Below are 20,032 nucleotides of genomic sequence, written 5' to 3'. Positions count from 1 at the left end.
ATTATTTCCCTAAGTTACTAATTTTCTTCATTTTGTTTTAAAATTAGACAAAAAAAATGAAGTTGAATTAAATTGAATTTTTTAATTCAATTTAATTACAACTCCATAAATTTTAGTTAATTATTCAAATTTAAATATTAATTCAAATTTTCCTGTAACACTTCCACCAATAAAGTTTTTACCATGTTTGCTTGTAAAACCTATACTAGCTTCTGCTGGAGCAGAATCTCTCGTTTCTCTTCTTTGTAGAACTCCTAATTCTTTATTTATTACATTAACTTCATTTGCATTAGTATCTTCAGTTGTTCCAGTTCTTGAACTTGGTTCTTGTGAATCATCTGGAGAATCTGGGTTAGCTGTATCACTATTTTGCTTGTTTGTTGATAACCATAAAGGATTATTTTCAGTATTATAATCTGACCCTGTTAATGAATTATTCTTTATATAAAGGCCTAATGCCATTTTTGTCATGGAATCTTGTTCATTCATGTTATCCCAATCACAAGACTTTGGATCTACAATTTCAAGTTTTCCTGAATCAGCTTTTTTACCAAATGATGCAACGCTAACTTTTACTGGACTTGTATTGTTATTTTTTAATTTTAATACTCCAGATACAAAGCCATTAGTTGTTTCATCTACTGTTGAGTCTTTATCTTCACTTGGCATTAAGTTTGTTACAACTTGGAATGGAAGCTTAGTTGGTACTGTTACATTTATAGTTCTAACAACTTGTATTTCTTTTGTTTCTGTTGTTGACCTTCCATATAAATCAGTAGCAATATACGTTGCTTCATATTTACCTTCTTTATTAGGATTAACATTATTACTCTTAACTTCTAACTTTGTTTCCTTACCATAAAGTTCATCGTCTCCATCACTTACATCTACAGCTGTTTTTAAATAATCTTTAATAGCCTCCTCTGAATCATCTATAGAATTAAGTTCTATTGTTGCTTTATTATTTTTCTCAATTTCAGGTAAGTCATATACAGTTATTGTACTTGATTTTGTTGTGGTACGATTATTACTATTAGTAACTCGATATCTGTATTCATACATACCAACTTTATCGGTGTTTATGCTATTATCATCTAAATATTCTATATCTTCAATTGTTCCATCTATATTATCCTTAGCAGTTACACTACTTTTTAATTGCTCGTAATTTATAGTTCCACCCTTTATTACTTCCATATCTAATATTCCCATTATTTTAGGTGCTGATTTATAAGTTACTTCCATACCAGTTGCAGTTAACTTAAATACTGCTTCTGTAAGATTTAAACTGTTATCTACACCATCAGAATAATCTTCTCTATTACCTTTTATATTACCTTTTATAAGAACTTTTTTAGGTGTTGTATGAGAAATAGTTAATGTATCTCCATATTCATATGTTAAATTTCTAAATTTCTCTTTAACACTATTATGATTACCATCTACATCTCCTTTAATTTCAACTACTCTTTTAGTGCTTCCATTAACTCCTTTTAATTCCATTTTAAATACAATACTGTCTACTCCATTCTCTATTCTTGTAGCATTACTATCTACAATAGAAAAACTTCCTCCACTACTTCCATTATTACTAACCTTAATTTTAAGTGGTATTTTTTCAGGAGCTACTAATGAAATTAAATTCTCATTATCATTTATACTATCAGTTCTTGGAGTAACATAAATAGCTCTTAATCCTTCATTTGTAATTTTAAATACAGTATTAACAAGATTTTCTGGATTTTGAACTTTATCCGAATAATCTTCTTTTCCATTTCTAATAGGTCCATCAATAGAGAATAACTGAGGATGTCCAGAATAAATTTTAAGTATTGTTCCATAAGGAACTTTTAATTCATTAAATGAGTTTATCTCATCTTGAACATCTTGTGGTTTCTGATTTCCTCTAAAAACCAAATTTTTAAAACATGAATATCCATTAGTTCTATTGTTAGATAAAGTATTATCAGGTACCCATACCTCTATCTTATAATACTCAAAATCAGCATCACTTGTTGCAAAGTAATTATTATTGTCATTTGCCGTTAATTGTAATTGAACTTTTTCTTCAGTATCATTTGTAACTTTATTAAATTTTAAACTTAATTTATCATCCCCATAATTACCATTACCAAATTTAATATTATCTTCAAAAGCACCATTTTTTAATTTTATATTTTTTCTTTGCGCAAAAGTAACTCTTCCCCAAGAATCTGTTACTTTATAATATAGTATATTTTCACCAACTTTTTGTTGACCATATACTTTTATTCCATTTTCTATGGACGTAGGCTCTTGTTCTGAACTTTCTGATGAAGCAGTTTTTTCAGTTGTTTTATAATCATTTGTATCACCTATAAACTTTTCATTCCACTTAACTTCTACATTTTCTTTAGTTAATGTATCATGGTCATCAAATAAAGTTACACCTCTTAAATAATTAAAAGTATCACCTTTAGTACCATCAGCATCTTCCTCATTAGAAATTTCTGTTCTTTGAGATGAATCTCCTCCTATATTAGAATTAGTTTTTCTTTCAGTACCATCTAATTTAATATTTTCATCTATTTTTATTACTGGTGCATTATTATAAACTGCTTCTAATCCTAAGTCACTAAACTTAAATCTAACATTTTTAATTTTATCAACTTCACTAACACCTATGTTATAGTCATCTTGCTTATTAACAACAGTTCCTTGGATTTTTACAGAACTTTTTGTTGCCTCAGTTACACCTTCTATAGCAATATATTGCCCATTAAAGTATTCAAATTCATTATTATTTAAATTACTTCCCCCCTGAGAGCTTTCATCATCTGTATCTTCCTGATCATCTTTTCCTGAATCTGAGCCTGTATTAATTTGTGCTTCTTCTTCAACCTCATCTTCTTGATCTGGATTTTCACCATTATCTTTATTGCTATTTTTCAATGCAGCTTCTATTTTTTCTTTTGCAGTTATCCCAGTATCTTTTCCTAAAATATCTATTGATTTTAATACTGTTCCATCAACATCATAAATTTTTATTGTCAAGAATGTTTGTTCAGAATTATTTGAGTCAAATTTCTCATCCTTTTTTGTTCCTAACTCAACTTTAATTCTATTTTTATCACCTTCTCTAACAAACTTTATAGAAAATCCACTATTTTTAACAGTTTCATTATCTGGAGTTGTAGGTCCGTCAGAAGCACTACCTGAAGTATTATTTCCACCTTCTGGAGCTTGAGTTATTCCATCTGTTACTGTTCCTCCAGTCTCTGGATTAGGATTAGTACCTTCACTAGTATTTCCATTTTCAATACTTCCACTATCACTTTCAATTTCAGTAGTTCTAGTTTGAGGTGATTCTCCTTGTGTAGTATCTTCTGGATTTGGATTAGGTTGTTGTATACCTTCTGATGTAGTTCCACTAGTTGTTGAATTTTCTTTTGGATAAATATCTATACTATTACTATCCATAGAAGATCTAATTTCAATTTTTCCTGGTTTTGTACCTTTTCTTCCCCAACTATCTTCAACAACATATGTTATATTCTGAAGTCCTAATTTATCATAATCAACTTGGTCATCATCTATCGTTACTTGGCTAGAACTTATATTATCATGGTCATCCTCTACCTTTAAATCACTTGGTATACTTAACAAACTTCCCTTATAATATGGTATTGTTTGCTCTCCACCAGTAATTGTAGGTGCATTATTATAGATATACTTTAATCCATCACTTAAAATTTCAAATCTACCATTTTCCATTTTATCTTTTTTATCATCTAATGAAAGACTTGTTTTATATATACTTTTTTTACTTTCTTCCGTAGAATTATTATCAACTTTTATAGTACCTTCTATATTTATTCTATTTTCTAATTCTTTTGACCAAACACTTAATGAATAACCTTCTTCATAACTGAAAGCATTTATTCTATTTATTATTTCTTCATTTATAGTTTGATCTCCCTTTAAAGCAATAGTTCCTATTGTTTTTCCTAATGAATCAAATGCATTTATTTCAAAAACCTGAGAGCTAACTAAATAATTAATACTTTTCTTTTTATATTCTATAACTCTAAGTTTTCTTTCTATAGAATCAAATCCTATTACAAGTATGTCTTCTCCCTGATAATCTTTTACAGTTAACTTTACAGCTTCTAAGCCTGTTCTAGGGTCAACTGTTATTTTTCTATCAACTGTAGTAGTAGCACCCCAGCTATTTGTAACAGTATATTTTATAGTATAAGTTCCTTCTTTTAATTTAGTAAACTTAAATTTATCTTGAGATGTGATTCCATTTTGATTTGAATCATTAGTATCGCTTTCATCATCTGTTATAATCACTGCTTTACCATTAGATGTTATTTCTTCTACTGTTAATTCATAATCCTCATTATTTTCATCATTAACATTTACTGATACACCTTCTAAAAGATCTAAGGTATCTCCTCTTTTTATAGTTATAGGATCTGCTCCATTAATTCTTAAAGATTTTTTTGTCATTTCTCTAAGCCCATCATCAGTTATTTTAAATCTAACTTCTGAATACTTTTCAACTGTATCAAATCCATTTGAATAGTTGGTAGTAATTGATTTAGTGTTTACTTCTGAAACAACATCTCCTTTAATTTTTACAACTTCTGGAGTTTTACCATATAAACTTATAGTATCATATCTATTAAATTCAAATTGATGTAATGCTTCTAGTTGCTTCCTATCATGATTTTCTTCTCCAGTTAATGTCACCTTTTTTCTTTCATTACCTTTGGCATCTCTTACAATCATTTCAAAATATTTTTCACTATTTGATTGATCTGAATATGTATCTATTGTACCTTCTTGATCATTACTTTCTTCTGATGAAGAATCATTCTCTGTATTATTTTTACCTTTTAATACAAATTTATTTTTATTTGTATCAAATGTAATTCTAAAAGCTAAATCATTATTAGGTCCATAAACTTCAATTTCATTTTCTCTTACTTTTGATTGTACATTTATTGTAGATTCTTTAAGCGTTGCTCTACCCCAGCTATCATAAAGTTTATATTCTACTTTATAAACGCCTACTTTATCAAAGTTATAATTACATACATCTACTTGCCCTGATTCATGTTCTACCAATTCTTCATTTACATATACAGATACATATTGTTTCGAAATCTCTGTATCAATATCATCACTTACATTTATTCCATCTAATAAATCTACAGTACCTTTACTAATAGTTTTAGTTTCTTCAACCCCAGTTATAATAGGAGCCTTATTATATTTAGCACTTAAACCATCATTACTTACTATAAAACCTGTGTTATTCATATAATCAAATTTATTATTAGCATCATTCATATCATGCTCTTCTCTAGGAATATCTCCAGTTATAGTTCCAGTAATTTTAATCCCTTTTAAATCACTTCTATATACTCTTATAATATCCCCTTCTTCATAAGTTAAATTATTAAGTGCTAATAATTTAGGGGAAGTACCTCTATCATTACCTGTTAAAGTAACTTTTATCTTTTGATTTAAATCTGAACTCCTAATTTCAATTGTAAATGCTTCACTTTCCATATTATTTATGGACAGCTTTTTATCTGTAGTATTATATACTTTATATTTATTAGTAATAGTATCAAATCCTATTTCAAATACCGGTGTTCTAGTATTATTTTCAGGTGTATTTTCTCCTGGATTGTTTGACCCAGAATCCGTATTTCCAGAGTCTCCAATATCCGAATTTGAACCCCCTATACTAGGTTCTTCTGGAATTGATTGAGATGAATTATCCTCATCTATTGAATCTTCACTTTTAGTAGTTGTTGATGTGTTATCACTCTCAGAAAATACCTTAAATACATTTTTATATAAATTAGGTCTTACTGTAACCTTTCTATTTACTGTTGTAGTTTTATTCCAACGATCTGTTGCAGTATAAGTTACTATATGTACTCCTGGTTCATTTGTAGTAAAATTATCACCTGAAATATTTTTTGTTAAATTATCATTATCATGGTCGTCTGAATAAGTTACTCCTTCACTAGAATTAAATATTTCACCAATATATATATCCTTATCTTCTACACCTTCTATTTTAGGTGCTTCATTATATACAGATTCTAATCCAGTTGCTGTTAATCTAAATATAACATGGTTCATATTATCTATATCATCAACACCATCACTATAATCTTCTCTTTCATCTGTTATAGTTCCTTTTATAATAGATCTTTTAGGCTCAGCATGAGATATGTATAAGTAATCTCCATAATTAAATTCCTGATTGTTCCAATTTTTTTCACCTCTATTATTATTCTTATTCATAACAACACTACCATCGTCTGTCCCCCTGAAAATTGTTTCTCTTTTTTTTCTTTTATTAGGGTCCAATAGAACAATCTTATAAACATCAGCGCTATTTCCATATATAATTTGTGTTGCTGTTGTTTCTATTACCTTGAATCTCCTATCTGAAAAATCAATTTGAATTTTAAATGGAAATTTTTCTGGTGCAACTGGTCCAAATACAACCTTATTATCATTTACTTTATCTTTATCAGGATTAGTATATACAGATTTTAAACCACTTTTTGTAATTACAAATTTTACATTAAGTAAATTTTCAGGGTTTTGTACACCATCAGTATAATCTTCTCTTTCATCAATTACACTTCCTGTTATAGAAAATTTACTTGGATGTCCATGATAAATTTCAAAATAATCACCATATTTAAAAGTATAATCTTTTAATGGTTTTAACATCTCTTCTGTAATAGTTGTTCCTACGCCTATGCCTATCTGTGAAACAATAGTTTCCGGTTCACTACTATTTTCTCTTGGTCTATATATAGCTATTTTCACATAATTCGAAATACTACCACTACCAAACGTATTTCCATATTGATTTACTTTTAATTTATTATTTGTATGATCAAATCCAATATCTATTATTTTTCCATCAGAACCATTAAACACAATATTATTTTTATCAATACCATTCAATATTTCTACTTTTCTATTAATAGTTGTAACTCTTCCCCAACTATCTTTAACAGTTAAACTAACAGTGTTTTCACCTATAACTAAATCTTCTTCCTTCTTTTTAGTACCATCTTCTTTTTTACCAAAGTCAACTTCTACATTGCTATTATCAATAACTCCATCACGGTCATCTTCTATTAACATATTATCTGTATAATCAATAAGATTTCCAGCATACTCAGTAACAACATCCTTATTCCTTCGAATAAAATTTATTCTAGGTGCTTTATTGTAAATAGCATGTATTCCATCTACTGTAAAGTGGAATCTAACATTATCAATATAATCACTCTTTATTATATTTTCTGAATAATTTTGCTCTTCTTTTCCTGATTCACCTAACTCATTATTCCCAGTCATATAGCCCGTAATTTTTATTCTTTGTGGTTTATTACTCCATACACTAACATAATATTCATCATAAATAGTAATATTATCTAACTTACTTTTAATATATTCTATATTTTTTGTCTGTTCTTCAGTTAATCCAATTTCTCCAACTTTTTGTTCTTCAACATTAAAGATAGTTAACTTAAATACAATTTTTTCTTGTGGTTGTTGAATATCATCACCAGAAGAATCATTTTCAGAATCATCATCTGTATCTCCTTCTTGTGAACCGTTACCGTCTTGCTCAGGTGTATTTTCACTTGAAGGACCATCTCCTTGTGATGTATCACTGTTACCTTCATTTAAAGTGCCATCTTCAACTTGTAACTCAACATCACTTTCATCTGATTCTACTCCACCCACATTTTCTGGAGGTTCTGATTCACTTGGATTTTGATTTCCATTTGGTGGTAATATAGGTTCACTAGGTTGATTTCCTGCTGCTGGCGGTGCTTCATCATCTTTCGGATTAGTATCTACTTTGTTTTCAGTTACATCAAATATATTCGATATTGGATTATATTTAAGCGAAAATACTTTATTATTGCCATCCTCATTATAAAATTCAAAATCATTTGATACAGATCTTGATATTACAGATACAGTTCTATTATACGTAGCACTTCTTCCCCATGAGTCTGTAACTGTATACTTCAATATAAAATTCCCAATTGTACTAACTTCGTCATGTAAGTCTTTAAGTGGTTTATTGTCTATATTTGTAATTAATACTTTCTCATTAGAAATTGTATTATCTATATCACTCGTTACAGTTACTCCTTTTAATGCATACTCTTTTGTTATATTATTGTTTTTATATACATATAAAGTATCGTTTAATCCATTAATTACAGGTCCTTTATTATATATTTTTTCTAATCCTTCAGACTTTATTTCAAACCTAGTATTTTGCATTTCTTCTTGATTTTTAAAACCATTTAAAAGGATATATTTTGAAGAGTCTTCTTCTGAAATACTATTTCTTATAAATTTTTCTTCTGAAATTAAATTTGGATTTTTAGATATAGATATACCATCATTTGAATTATAAACCCATAAAGAAACATAATCAAAACCTTCATATGATAAATTATTAATCTCATTAACTTTATCACCATCTATTAACTCTTTTTTAGTTAAACTTATAGTTTTTACTTTAACATTATCTTCATTACTTCTAGAGTTTATATCTTCCTTTTTTATAAGTTTAATTTCAAATACTTTATTATCATTATTTAAACTACTTGGTATTTTACTTTTATCAACTTTATCAACTACAAACTTCTTGTTAATATCATCAAACCTAATCTTTAAAATAGATTCACCTGTTTCATTATTTTTAACATTTATATAGTTATATTCTAAATTATTATAAGGATATACAGTTACTTTTCTTTTTATAAGTGAACTTCTTCCCCAGCTATCTATAACTCTATATTCAACTTCTTTTTCACCAATAGTACTAGTATCTAACTCTCCAACAATAACCTTTTGAGTTAAACTATCACCATCATGATCATCATTAACGGTTAAACCCATCATTAAATCTTCTTTATTTAAAGTTCCATCTCTATTAACTTTTAGTTTAACACTATCTTCTACTTTAAATTCAGGCGCCTTATTATAAATATACTTTAGCTTATCAGCTCCTATTTCAAATCTTACATTTTTCATGTAATCAGAATCATCAATTCCATCTTCATAATTTTCTTGATAACTTTCTGCTTGATTTGTATTGCCTGCTCTAGTTGTTAATTCTAGAGCTTGTTCTCCCCCACCATTTTCTGGTGTTTCACTTGACCCTCCATTAGGTTGTTGTTCCGTATTTCCATCTGAAGGTTCAGTTGGTGTTTCACTTGGATTTTGTTCAGGAAGCTTATTTTCATCTCTATCTACACCATGAATTATTATATTTTTAGGATTATTTGACCATACTTCTATACGATCACCAACAGTATATTTATAACCATCAAACTTCTTTAATACTGATTTTAAATTGTCAGTACCTTTAATGTTTAATGTTTTTTGTAATACACCACCATTTGTATATACCTTTAACTTAAATATAGATGATGATACTGATGAATCTATAGGTTTATCCACTATATTTTCTAAGTTATCTACTAAAAATTTATGTTCTACAGAATCAAATTTTATTTTAAATAGACTTTTATCTCCATCTTTTAATTCTATATACTTTTCATCAATTGGATTGCTTGATGTAACTATTAAATTCATTTGTGCAGTACTAGATTTACCCCAACTATCTGTAACAGTATATGTTATAGTTTGAGTTCCAACTTTAGAATTATTAAAATCACTATGACTTATTGAAACAACTCTAGCATCTAAATTATCTTCAGTAAATTTATCAAAGTCATCTGTTATTTTATTATTTTTTATCTCCTTTAATGGATCAAACTCTCCACCTCTTGCTATTGTAACAGCATTTAAAGATTGTATTTCAGGTGCTTGATTAGTTACTTCTTTTAATCCACTTTTTGTAATTCTAAATCTTCTAGATGAAATCTCTTGATTATCCATCCCATTAGAATAGTTTTTAATTTGTCCATTTTCAGTTAAATCACCTGAATCATTTTTGGATAAAACATTTATTTGTCCATCTATTTTAAGCTTAGGAATAAATGAAGGGGAACTTGGATTATTTTCTGGATCACTTTCATTATTTGTTCCATTCTTAGTTTCTGCATGCCATATTCCTATATAATCCCCTTCTTCAAAAAGATAATTATTTATAGCATCTAATTTATCAGAGTCACTTTTGTCACTACCTAATAAGGTTGCTGAAGTTTTTACATTCATATCCTTATCGTATAATACAAACTTAAAGTATTCTCCATCAACTGAATTACTTAACTTTCTTCCATCTTCATTTGCTATTTGTATTTGATTTGCTATAGTGTCGAATCTTATTTCAAATCTTGCTATTTGACTCCCATAATATGGTGTCCCTTCAACTGTTATTACATTGGCAGCTAATCCAGTAGCAGTTTGACTTGTATTACCACTTGAACTTCCAGTACGTAAATTAATTTCTTCCCTAATAATTTTTGGCTCTTCTTGTTTTACTTCTTCTTGTTCCACTTTTTTAGGTGAAATCTTTCTCTTACCAGTTGCTTTTCTTCCCCAGCTATCTTCAACAGTATAACTTACCTCTAAAACTCCACCTTCAAGTTCTGTTATTAAAGGCACAATTTTAGAATTATCAATATCCCCATCATGATCATCCTTTATTGATATTCCAGTAAGAATATCATTCATAGGATTTTCTGATTCTTCAATATCTGTAAGTCCATTTATAACTGGTGCTTCATTATATACAGTTTTAAGGTGATCTTCTTCAACTTGGAATCTTACATTTCCAATGTAATCATAATTATCAATTCCATCAGAATAATCTTCCTTTTGCTTGTCCACATCGCCTTGAATATTACCAGTAATCTTTAATACATCCTTACTATCAGTAGGTGTTATTTGTATAAAATCGCCTACTTCATAGTTTAAACTTTTTAATGGCTCTAATTTTTCAGAATTTCCAGTATCCTTACCTTTAAGTTCTACTGAAAATTTCTCTTTTTGCTCTTTATCAAATATTTTTATAGTATACATTGTTTCTTCTGGAGTTTCTTCTGATATATTCTTTTCAGATTGTTCACTAACAGTGAATTTCTTTTCTTTTTCATCAAATCCAATAGAAAACAATAATTGATCAGTTTTATCTATATATGCATTAAATTTAACTTTATCAAGTCCTAATTCTTCTTCCTTTAACTTGTTGTCTTGGCTTGTCTCATTTTCATCTTTAGAACTTGATTCTTCACTATTAGAATCACTTTTATCCTTATCAACTTCACTATTTAAACCTTTTTTAATAAATGCATCTTCAATTGTTGTTGCAATTGCATTTGTTGGCAAGGTTTGAGTAAATAATGCCGCTGCACAAATAATGGACACTAACCTTTTATTCATTTGTTTTTTTCACTCCCTTCTATTTAATTAAATAAATATAAACTTTTTATATTTATAGATAATTAAAATATTAAATTCACCCTCCCTTCATAGATTGTGATATTAATATAAAGAGCATTTTTAATGCTAATCGTAAAGATAGCATTATACTTTTATTATTTTACACTAATATTTAAATTTTTGTAGCTTTTTGTCGTAATTTGTTTTATTTTATTCAACTTATGCTTTAAATAATTAATTCTTTAAAAAATTAATCATTACTAGTTTATTGACATAATTAATTTAGATATTTATAATTATTGTTAAATAAAACTTAAAAATGGAGTCATCAAATTAAAAATTATATAATATATTATTTTTATAATTAAAAATTAATCTAATATATTATAGTATTTATTTTTAATGAAACAACCCCATAAATTAAATCTATGAAGAGACAAGTAAATTAAACCTTCATTTTCAGAGAGAAAATACAATAGCTGAAAGTATTTTTATATGAAATTAATTGAAAACTACCTCTGAGAGACTCTAATCCAGTCCGTTGCATCACGTTACGGTGTTTTCTTAAGAGGCCTTTATTTTATAGGCAATTAAGGGTGGAACCGCGGGAATTATAATGCTCTCGTCCCTTTTCTATACTATTTGTATAAGAAAAGCGACGACGAGCTTTTTTTATACATAAACTTATTAACAAAATTAATTAAGTTTAAATTTGCATTAAGGTTAACCTCAAAACGCTACACACATATTTAACCTTTTTACAACATTATTATTAACTAAAAACATAAAAATGAAGGGAGTTATTAAAAATGATTAAAATTACTTTAAAAGATGGATCTATTAAAGAAGTTGAAAATGGATCTTCAGTTTTAGATGTTGCTAAAGCAATTAGTGAAGGTTTAGCAAGAGTTGCACAATGTGGAATAGTAAATGGAAATGTTGTTGATTTAAGAACAACTTTAAATGAAGATTGTGAATTAGAAATTTGCACTTTTGATGCTCAAGAAGGAAAAGATACTGTAAGACATAGTATTTCTCATGTTCTTGCTGCTGCAGTAAAAAGATTATTCCCTGAAGCAAAAATTGCTATAGGTCCTGCAATTGCTAACGGCTTTTATTATGATTTCGATGTAGAAAAAGCTTTTACAGCAGATGATTTAGATAAAATAGAAGCTGAAATGAAAAAAATAATAAAAGAAAATCCTTCAATAGAAAGATTTGAACTTCCAAGAAATGAAGCTTTAGAACTTATGAAGGATGAACCTTATAAGGTTGAATTAATAAATGACCTTCCAGAAGATGAAATTATATCTTTCTACAAAATTGGTGATTTCACAGACCTTTGTGCTGGTCCTCACGTAATGTCATTAAAAAATATTAAAGCCATAAAGCTTTTAAGAACTGCTGGTGCTTACTGGAAAGGTGATGAAAAAAATAAAATGCTTTCTAGAATTTACGGAACAGCATTTTTAAAGAAAGCTGATTTAGATGCTCACTTAGAAGCTTTAGAAGAAGCTAAAAAGAGAGATCACAATAAATTAGGAAGAGAACTTGGAATCTTCACAACTGATGAGAAAGTTGGTCAAGGTCTTCCACTATTTATGCCAAAAGGAGCTAAATTATTCCAAACTCTTCAAAGATGGATTGAAGATGAAGAAGAAAGAAGAGGCTATGTATTAACTAAAACTCCATTTATGTCTAAAAATGATTTATTTGTTGCTTCTGGACACTGGAGCCACTATAAAGATGGAATGTTTGTATTAGGTGATGAAGAAAAAGATGCTGAAGTTATGGCATTAAGACCTATGACTTGCCCATTCCAATTTACAGTTTATAATGCAGAACAACATAGCTACAGAGATCTTCCTATAAGATATGCAGAAACTTCTACTTTATTTAGAAAAGAAGCTTCTGGTGAAATGCATGGATTAACTAGAGTTAGACAATTCACTTTATCTGAAGGTCATATAATTTGTACTCCAGAACAATTAGAAGATGAATTTAAAGAAGTTGTTGATTTAATAAATTACGTTATGGAAACTTTAGGTATATCTGAAGATATTTCTTATAGATTCTCTAAATGGGATCCAAAAGATACTGAAAAATATATAAACAACCCAGAGGCTTGGGAAGCTACACAAAATCAAATGAGAACTATATTAGATCATTTAGGAATTGATTATGTTGAAGCTGAAGGTGAAGCAGCATTCTATGGTCCAAAGTTAGATATTCAAGCTAAAAATGTTCATGGAAAAGAAGATACAATAATCACAGTTCAAATTGACTTTGCTTTAGGTGAAAGACTTGGTATGACTTACATTGATAAAGATGGAGAAAAGAAAATACCATTTGTTATTCACAGATCTTCAATTGGATGTTATGAAAGAACTATTGCAACTTTAATTGAAAAGTATGCTGGTGCTTTCCCAACTTGGATGTCTCCTGTTCAAGCTAAGGTTCTTCCACTATCTGATAAGTATGCTGAATATGCTGATGAAGTAGTTAAGACTTTAAGAAAAAATGGTGTTAGAGTTGAAGTTGACCACAGAGTTGAAAAGATTGGTTATAAGATTAGAGAAGCTAGACTTGAAAGAGTTCCTTATATCTTAGTTGTTGGTGAAAAGGAAGCTGCAAACAATGAAGTTTCTGTAAGAAGCAGAAAGAATGATGATGAAGGTGCAATGGCTTTAGATGCTTTTGTTTCTAGAATCACTACTGAAATAGCTAACAAAGAAAGATAGTTTTATAAAATAAATTAATTTAAATAAGAAAAAATCTAATGTAATCTGCACATTACATTAGATTTTTCTTTTCACACAACTTATTTAAAGTTACAAGTTTCAAGTTAATATAAATTTTAGTTTTATTTGTTAGTTATAATAAAATCAACTTTAATATCGTGGATTTCTGATTTAATATTTTCTACTATTTGCAATTCATATGCTAGGGCTAATTTAACACATTTATCATTAAGTTTTGAAATATATTTATCATAATACCCTCCACCATAACCAATCCTATTTCCATTCTTATCAAAAACTACACCAGGCATTATTATTAAATCAAACTTATCTCCAATTTTACTTTTATCCACATGCTTTGGTTCAAGTATACCCAATTTATCCACATTCATGTTATTTAAACTGTTAATTTTTATTGCTAACATTTCTTTATTAACTTTATCTGTTTTAGGAACATAAATATCTTTATTATCACTTATAGCATAATTTATAAATTTCTTAGTATCTACCTCTGAACCAAAGCTTATATAAGTAAATATTTTTTTTGATCTTTTATAAATATCACTATTTATTAATTTTTTAAATATTACCTTATCATATTTACTTTTGTTATCTAATTCTAGATAATTTCTTCTTTCTAATATTTCTTTTCTTAAAATATTTTTATCCATAATACCCAATTAATCCTTCTTGTCTTGAGATAAAATTGTTAATAATTGAATACAAGTTATTAATAATGAACTTTCCTTTTTGTATGCTATATATTTATCATCCCACTTACTTGCATACTTATCTTTAAACTTCTTTAACCCCTTAAATGAATAAATAAAGTTTCCATTATTAAATATTTGATATGCTATTTTTTCTCTTATAAATGAATAGTTACTTTCACCTACATCTGCTAGTGGAACTAATCCTAAATTAAAGAATTCATATCCATTTTCTTTACCATACTCAAATAAGTTTACAAATATAAAGTCCATTATTCCATTTAACTCTATATTCTTAAATCTCATAAGATCTATAGATAATGTCTTATTACCATCATACATAGGCATTATATTTGCAAAAGCTTTAATTTCACCTTCACTATTTCTAACTATTGCTATTTTATCCATCTCCATATACTCTTTGTTAAAGTATCCTACAGCAAATCCCTTTTCCTTTTTTCCATTTAACCATTCATCAGATACTTCTTTTAATTCTTTAAATAATTCATCTGTAAATGGAGGTGTTTCTATAGAAAAAGTATATCCAGCTTTATCAATTCTAGATACAGCTTGTCGTTTACTTTTATTTTTATTTCCTGCTAATGAAAATTCATCTAATTTTACAAGTGCATCTTGACCAAGTTTAAGGAAATCATATCCCATGTCATGAAGTTCTGGAAATATATTCATATCTACACCACTAAATACTAGCGTATAACCATACAAATCTGCTAAATCATAAAACTCCTTAATTGCTTCAGAAAATGCTTCTCTATTCCCTATAGGGCCGCCTAAAACTATTATTTTATCACTTATAATTTGATATTGGAAAAATACATCTTCTTTTTTACTTATATGAACATATTTATCTCCAACAAAAACATAATGCGCTAAGCTTGAACCACCATATTTAGATATTAATTCAATAATTCTTTCTTTATTTAATTTTTGTGCAGGGAATTTATTAAATTTATTTATATTAAGTAAAATTATAATTAATGATATTGATATTATTACACCTAAAAATACAGTAATTAATACTTTATCTGCATATACATTTGGCATTACAAAATCAAATTCTTCTATTCCTTCAAACAATTTTACATCTGATGGTTTAATAAATACCATTTGTAAGTTTAATATAAGTAATACTAAAACTGATGCTATACCCTTTATTGCATTATTCCATGTAAATATAAAACCTTTTTTATAAAATCTTTTTTTACTTAAAATTATTAATACCCATGCAATTGCATTTATTATACATGCGTTAAAACTTTTAACAACAACTAGTGAATATATTGTTATTATAGAAAAAGATGCTATTAAAATATAATATACTTTTTTAGTTTTAGTACTTAAAATTGGTGCTAATGCTACTAATAAGAATCCTAAAATTATACTTAAAGATATAGCAAAATCAAATATATCCATATTAAATATTGTAGTTTTATGTATAAATGCTGGTATATCAATTGTTATCCAAAATATTAAACCTATTCCAGTAATATAAACCATTAATATTAAAAGTGTAGTTGATATTTTTGAATTAACTCTTGATATTAATTCTCTTGTTTCAACATTAGCCTTTTTATATACATCATCTATATATAATATTGCCCCTATAACTAAAGGAACTATATAGTAACTTATTCTATATAATAATAATAATAATAATATTTGCTCTGATTGAACATTAAAACTTTTTAATCCTGTAAGTAAAGTTAAATCAAATGTACCTACTCCACCTGGAATCATACTAATAATAGCTATTATTATTGCTTTAATATAAACAGGGAAAAATTGAATTAATGTTACCTTTATCCCTATGATAAGTATTAATCCATAAATTAATAAAATTGTTGTTGCCCATTCAAGAATTGAAATAAATGATATTTTTATAGTAGCTAAATATGCATTTTTGTCTTTATCTTTAATAAACTTATAAGTACTGAAAATTAAAACACCTATAATATATAATCCCACTAATGTTGAACCATAAAAAACTATGTCAAACTTTTTAATGGTAAATGCACACCATATGCTATATATAAGACATATTAAAGAAAAACCACTTAAATTTAATCCTACAACCTTTAAATTTTCCTTTGTTAATTTTGATTGGTCATCTACATGATTTTTATAAAAATAATTTTTTATAAGAATTGCAGAACTACCACCAAATCCAACAATATTTGAAATAGAAGTAGCAATCCAAGAGTATTTATATACCTTCTTTACTGGCAAATCTATTGGTATGCTCTTCCTTGTAATTAAATCATAAAATGACAATGGCATATAAGAAACTATTCCTAATAATGCAATTATTAACAAGTTAGGAGCTGTTAACCTATCAGCATATTTCTTAAATAAATTTATATCTATATCTACAAATATTTTATATAATTCTTTAAAAGCTAGAAAAAATATTGTTACTATGATTATACTTTGTATTATCTTAAATAACTTTTTATTTATTTTCATTTTTTTACCCCTTTTTAACTATAATAATTATCAATTTACTACATCTTTTTGCCTTATATAATTACATATAAGTTCATAACATACTCCACATAAAGGAACCCCAACTATTACTCCTAAAATACCAAATAAACTTGAAAAAACAATAACTATTAAAACAATATATAATGAAGAAAGTCCTATTGAATTTCCCACAACTATTGGATAAATTATATTCCCTTCAATTTGTTGCATTAACACAACTATAAAAATAAATAGCAATATGTTTTTATACCCAGCTATAATCATAATAATAGTTGTTATTATAATACCTATAAATGGTCCTAAAATTGGTACTGCTGCACATAATCCAAGTATTAAACTTATAAATAAACCATATGGAATATTTAAAATTGCCATACTAACAAATATCATTATAGATAATATAAAAGAATCAATTGTTTGCCCAAAAATATATTTTTTAAATTTGCTATAAGTCAATTTTATTGTTTCTATAACATATCTTTTATGTTTATCTTTCATAAACTTACATATAATAGTTTTAATTTGAAATTTTAGACTTTCTTTTTCTAATAAAATATATACAGATATTACCAAACCTAAAATTAAATTAATTAAAACATTAGTTATTCCTAAAGTAATATTTAAAATTCCTGAAAATGAAGTTTTTAGTATATTATTTACTATACTCATAATATTATTATCTACTTTATTGAACTTGGAAAATATAGTTTCTAATATATAATTATTATTGCTATTTTGAGTTAAAAATTTTTCTATATTTTTAATTTGTTCAGGTGCCTTTTCTATAAAAGTATATAAGTTATGTAAAATTTCAGGTATTACTACATTAATAACTAATGTTCCTCCAATAATAAGTGTTAAAAAAACTATTACTAATGACATAGCTCGACTAATTGTAAATACTTTTTTTTCATTTAAATTAAATTTTTTCAGTAATATTCTAATTCTCTTTTCTAAAAAGCTCATTGGCATATTTAAGAAAAACGCTAAAACACATCCAAATATAACTGGTAAGATAATTTCTATTAAATTATCAATAACATGTGATACATACTTTAAATTACTTATTAAAAAAAACATTATTAGTCCATAAGTTACTATTAGTATATTTTCTTTAAAATATTTCTTATTCATTTCCCCTCCTTATAAATCAAAATTTTAGCTTTATATATTAAGTTAATAATAAAAATTATTCATTTTCTCTATATATTGCCTTACACATATTATAAAAACATGTTTCTTCTTCTATATTAGGCATATGTGCTGATGCCTTAAACTTGTATATTTGCTTTTTAGGTGCATTTATAAAATTATAATATTCTTCTACTATCTTACTAGGAGTATGGTAATCATTATCTCCACAACAAAAATATATTGGAATTTCAAACTTATTATTTGTATTAAATAAGTTTATACATGACATTTCTGAATACATATATCTATTTGAAATAATAATTCCACCTAAAAATTTAAACCAATCAAATAAGTTATAGTATTTAAAGGAAATACTTTTTAACATAAGGGATATCTTGCTAAATTTAAAAACATCACCTTTATACTTTTGTATTAATTTATTTAATTTATTAATACTATCTTGAGTTTTGTAAGGTGGTTTTCCTATATTTTTTAAAATTTTGATTCCCTTTTGATAATTTTCATTATTAACTTTTTTTAATAAAATTTTATAAATAAATTTATCTCCTTCATTTATATTAACAACTTGGCCTATAGATATATATGCCTTTATATATTGTGGTATCTTTTGTGATAAAATTATTCCTATCAAACTTCCAAAAGAATGCCCTACTAAATAAATACGATTTTTTTTAAATCTATCCCTTAATATTTCTATTAAGGAAATAGCATCATTAACAATATTATTTATTTTTAATTCATCTTTTGAAAATATCTTTGTATTTGATTTTCCAGCACCACGTTGATCCCAATTTACAACAAGAAAATCTTCTTCTAATTTGCTTTGATATTTTCTTATAAAACCACTTTGAGATACTCCTGGTCCTCCATGTAGAAATAACATTAAAGGTCCTTTTTCATTACCTGTTGCAAGAATATATTGTTTAACTCCATTTAAATTTACATATTCGCTTATTTCTAACATGAAATCCACCTCCGTTTTCACTAATTAATATAATTTTTATATTAATTTATATAACATGTTGTATATAAAAAGGTTATCATTTATTATATAAAAAAAAGCAGAGGTTTTTTACCTCTGCTTTGGTGCGCCTTCAAGGACTTGAACCCCGGACCCCCTAGTTAAGAGCTAGGTGCTCTATCTTCTGAGCTAAAGGCGCAAATATCTTATGACATAATATTATATCATTCGACTTTCTTTGTCAATACTATTTTCAAAAAAACTTTTAAACATTTTTAAATATAACAAAGTGGCTACCGCCATGCCCTATTCGTGATATCAATTTTACTGCTTAAATATTAAAATTCATTGATATAATTAACTTTATAAGTTTAAATTTTTATAATTTCCATATATAAAAAAAGCAGAGGTTTTTTTACCTCTGCTTTGGTGCGCCTTCAAGGACTTGAACCCCGGACCCCCTAGTTAAGAGCTAGGTGCTCTATCTTCTGAGCTAAAGGCGCAAATATCTTATGACATAATATTATATCATTCGACTTTTTTTGTCAACA

Annotated in this window: 6 protein-coding genes, 2 tRNA genes and 1 other annotated feature; of the genes, 1 reads left to right on the top strand and 7 read right to left on the bottom strand. The window is 26.9% G+C overall.

The genetic code is table 11. The annotated features are described in order from the left end of the window. Positions 1–120: 120 nt before the first annotated feature. The gene (locus ACUN06_RS01640) at positions 121–11,409 is read right to left on the bottom strand and encodes a hypothetical protein (RefSeq protein WP_449390001.1); all 11,289 of its coding nucleotides are present in this window, start codon (positions 11,407–11,409) and stop codon (positions 121–123) included. 419 nt (positions 11,410–11,828) lie between these two features. After that, positions 11,829–12,042, top strand: a binding site (T-box leader). Between the two features lie 176 nt (positions 12,043–12,218). Between ACUN06_RS01640 and thrS the strand changes: the two genes are divergently transcribed. Beyond that, positions 12,219–14,150 (top strand): threonine--tRNA ligase, encoded by a 1,932-nt coding sequence (gene thrS / locus ACUN06_RS01635; protein WP_294398866.1) that lies wholly within the window; start codon positions 12,219–12,221, stop codon positions 14,148–14,150. A 122-nt stretch (positions 14,151–14,272) separates the two neighbouring features. Here the strand turns inward: thrS and ACUN06_RS01630 are convergent, their stop codons facing one another. From ACUN06_RS01630 to ACUN06_RS01605, 6 genes are all read right to left on the bottom strand, one after another. Continuing rightward, a complete protein-coding gene (locus tag ACUN06_RS01630) occupies positions 14,273–14,821 on the bottom strand; it encodes a 5-formyltetrahydrofolate cyclo-ligase (protein WP_449390000.1) in 549 nt (182 codons plus the stop codon). 9 nt (positions 14,822–14,830) lie between these two features. Then, the gene (gene mprF, locus ACUN06_RS01625; protein WP_449389999.1) at positions 14,831–17,344 is read right to left on the bottom strand and encodes a bifunctional lysylphosphatidylglycerol flippase/synthetase MprF; all 2,514 of its coding nucleotides are present in this window, start codon (positions 17,342–17,344) and stop codon (positions 14,831–14,833) included. A 30-nt stretch (positions 17,345–17,374) separates the two neighbouring features. Next, complete coding sequence (locus tag ACUN06_RS01620) at positions 17,375–18,499, bottom strand: AI-2E family transporter (protein ID WP_449389998.1); 1,125 nt, start codon at positions 18,497–18,499, stop codon at positions 17,375–17,377. Between the two features lie 55 nt (positions 18,500–18,554). Further along, on the bottom strand, positions 18,555–19,484 hold the full coding sequence (locus tag ACUN06_RS01615) for an alpha/beta hydrolase (RefSeq protein WP_449389997.1): 930 nt from the start codon (positions 19,482–19,484) through the stop codon (positions 18,555–18,557). Between the two features lie 120 nt (positions 19,485–19,604). Further along, positions 19,605–19,680: transfer RNA gene (locus ACUN06_RS01610), tRNA-Lys, on the bottom strand. A 228-nt stretch (positions 19,681–19,908) separates the two neighbouring features. After that, positions 19,909–19,984 (bottom strand) — tRNA-Lys (locus tag ACUN06_RS01605). Positions 19,985–20,032: the final 48 nt, after the last annotated feature.

The organism is Clostridium sp. ETTB3, assembly GCF_053571985.1.
This window is presented reverse-complemented; position numbering and strand designations above follow the sequence as displayed.

Coding starts and splice junctions, on each gene's coding strand:
- thrS (WP_294398866.1), top strand. CDS start 12,219: ATGATTAAAATTACTTTAAAAGATGGATCTATTAAAGAAGTTGAAAAT.
- mprF (WP_449389999.1), bottom strand. CDS start 17,344: ATGAAAATAAATAAAAAGTTATTTAAGATAATACAAAGTATAATCATA.
- ACUN06_RS01620 (WP_449389998.1), bottom strand. CDS start 18,499: ATGAATAAGAAATATTTTAAAGAAAATATACTAATAGTAACTTATGGA.
- ACUN06_RS01615 (WP_449389997.1), bottom strand. CDS start 19,484: ATGTTAGAAATAAGCGAATATGTAAATTTAAATGGAGTTAAACAATAT.
- ACUN06_RS01640 (WP_449390001.1), bottom strand. CDS start 11,409: ATGAATAAAAGGTTAGTGTCCATTATTTGTGCAGCGGCATTATTTACT.
- ACUN06_RS01630 (WP_449390000.1), bottom strand. CDS start 14,821: ATGGATAAAAATATTTTAAGAAAAGAAATATTAGAAAGAAGAAATTAT.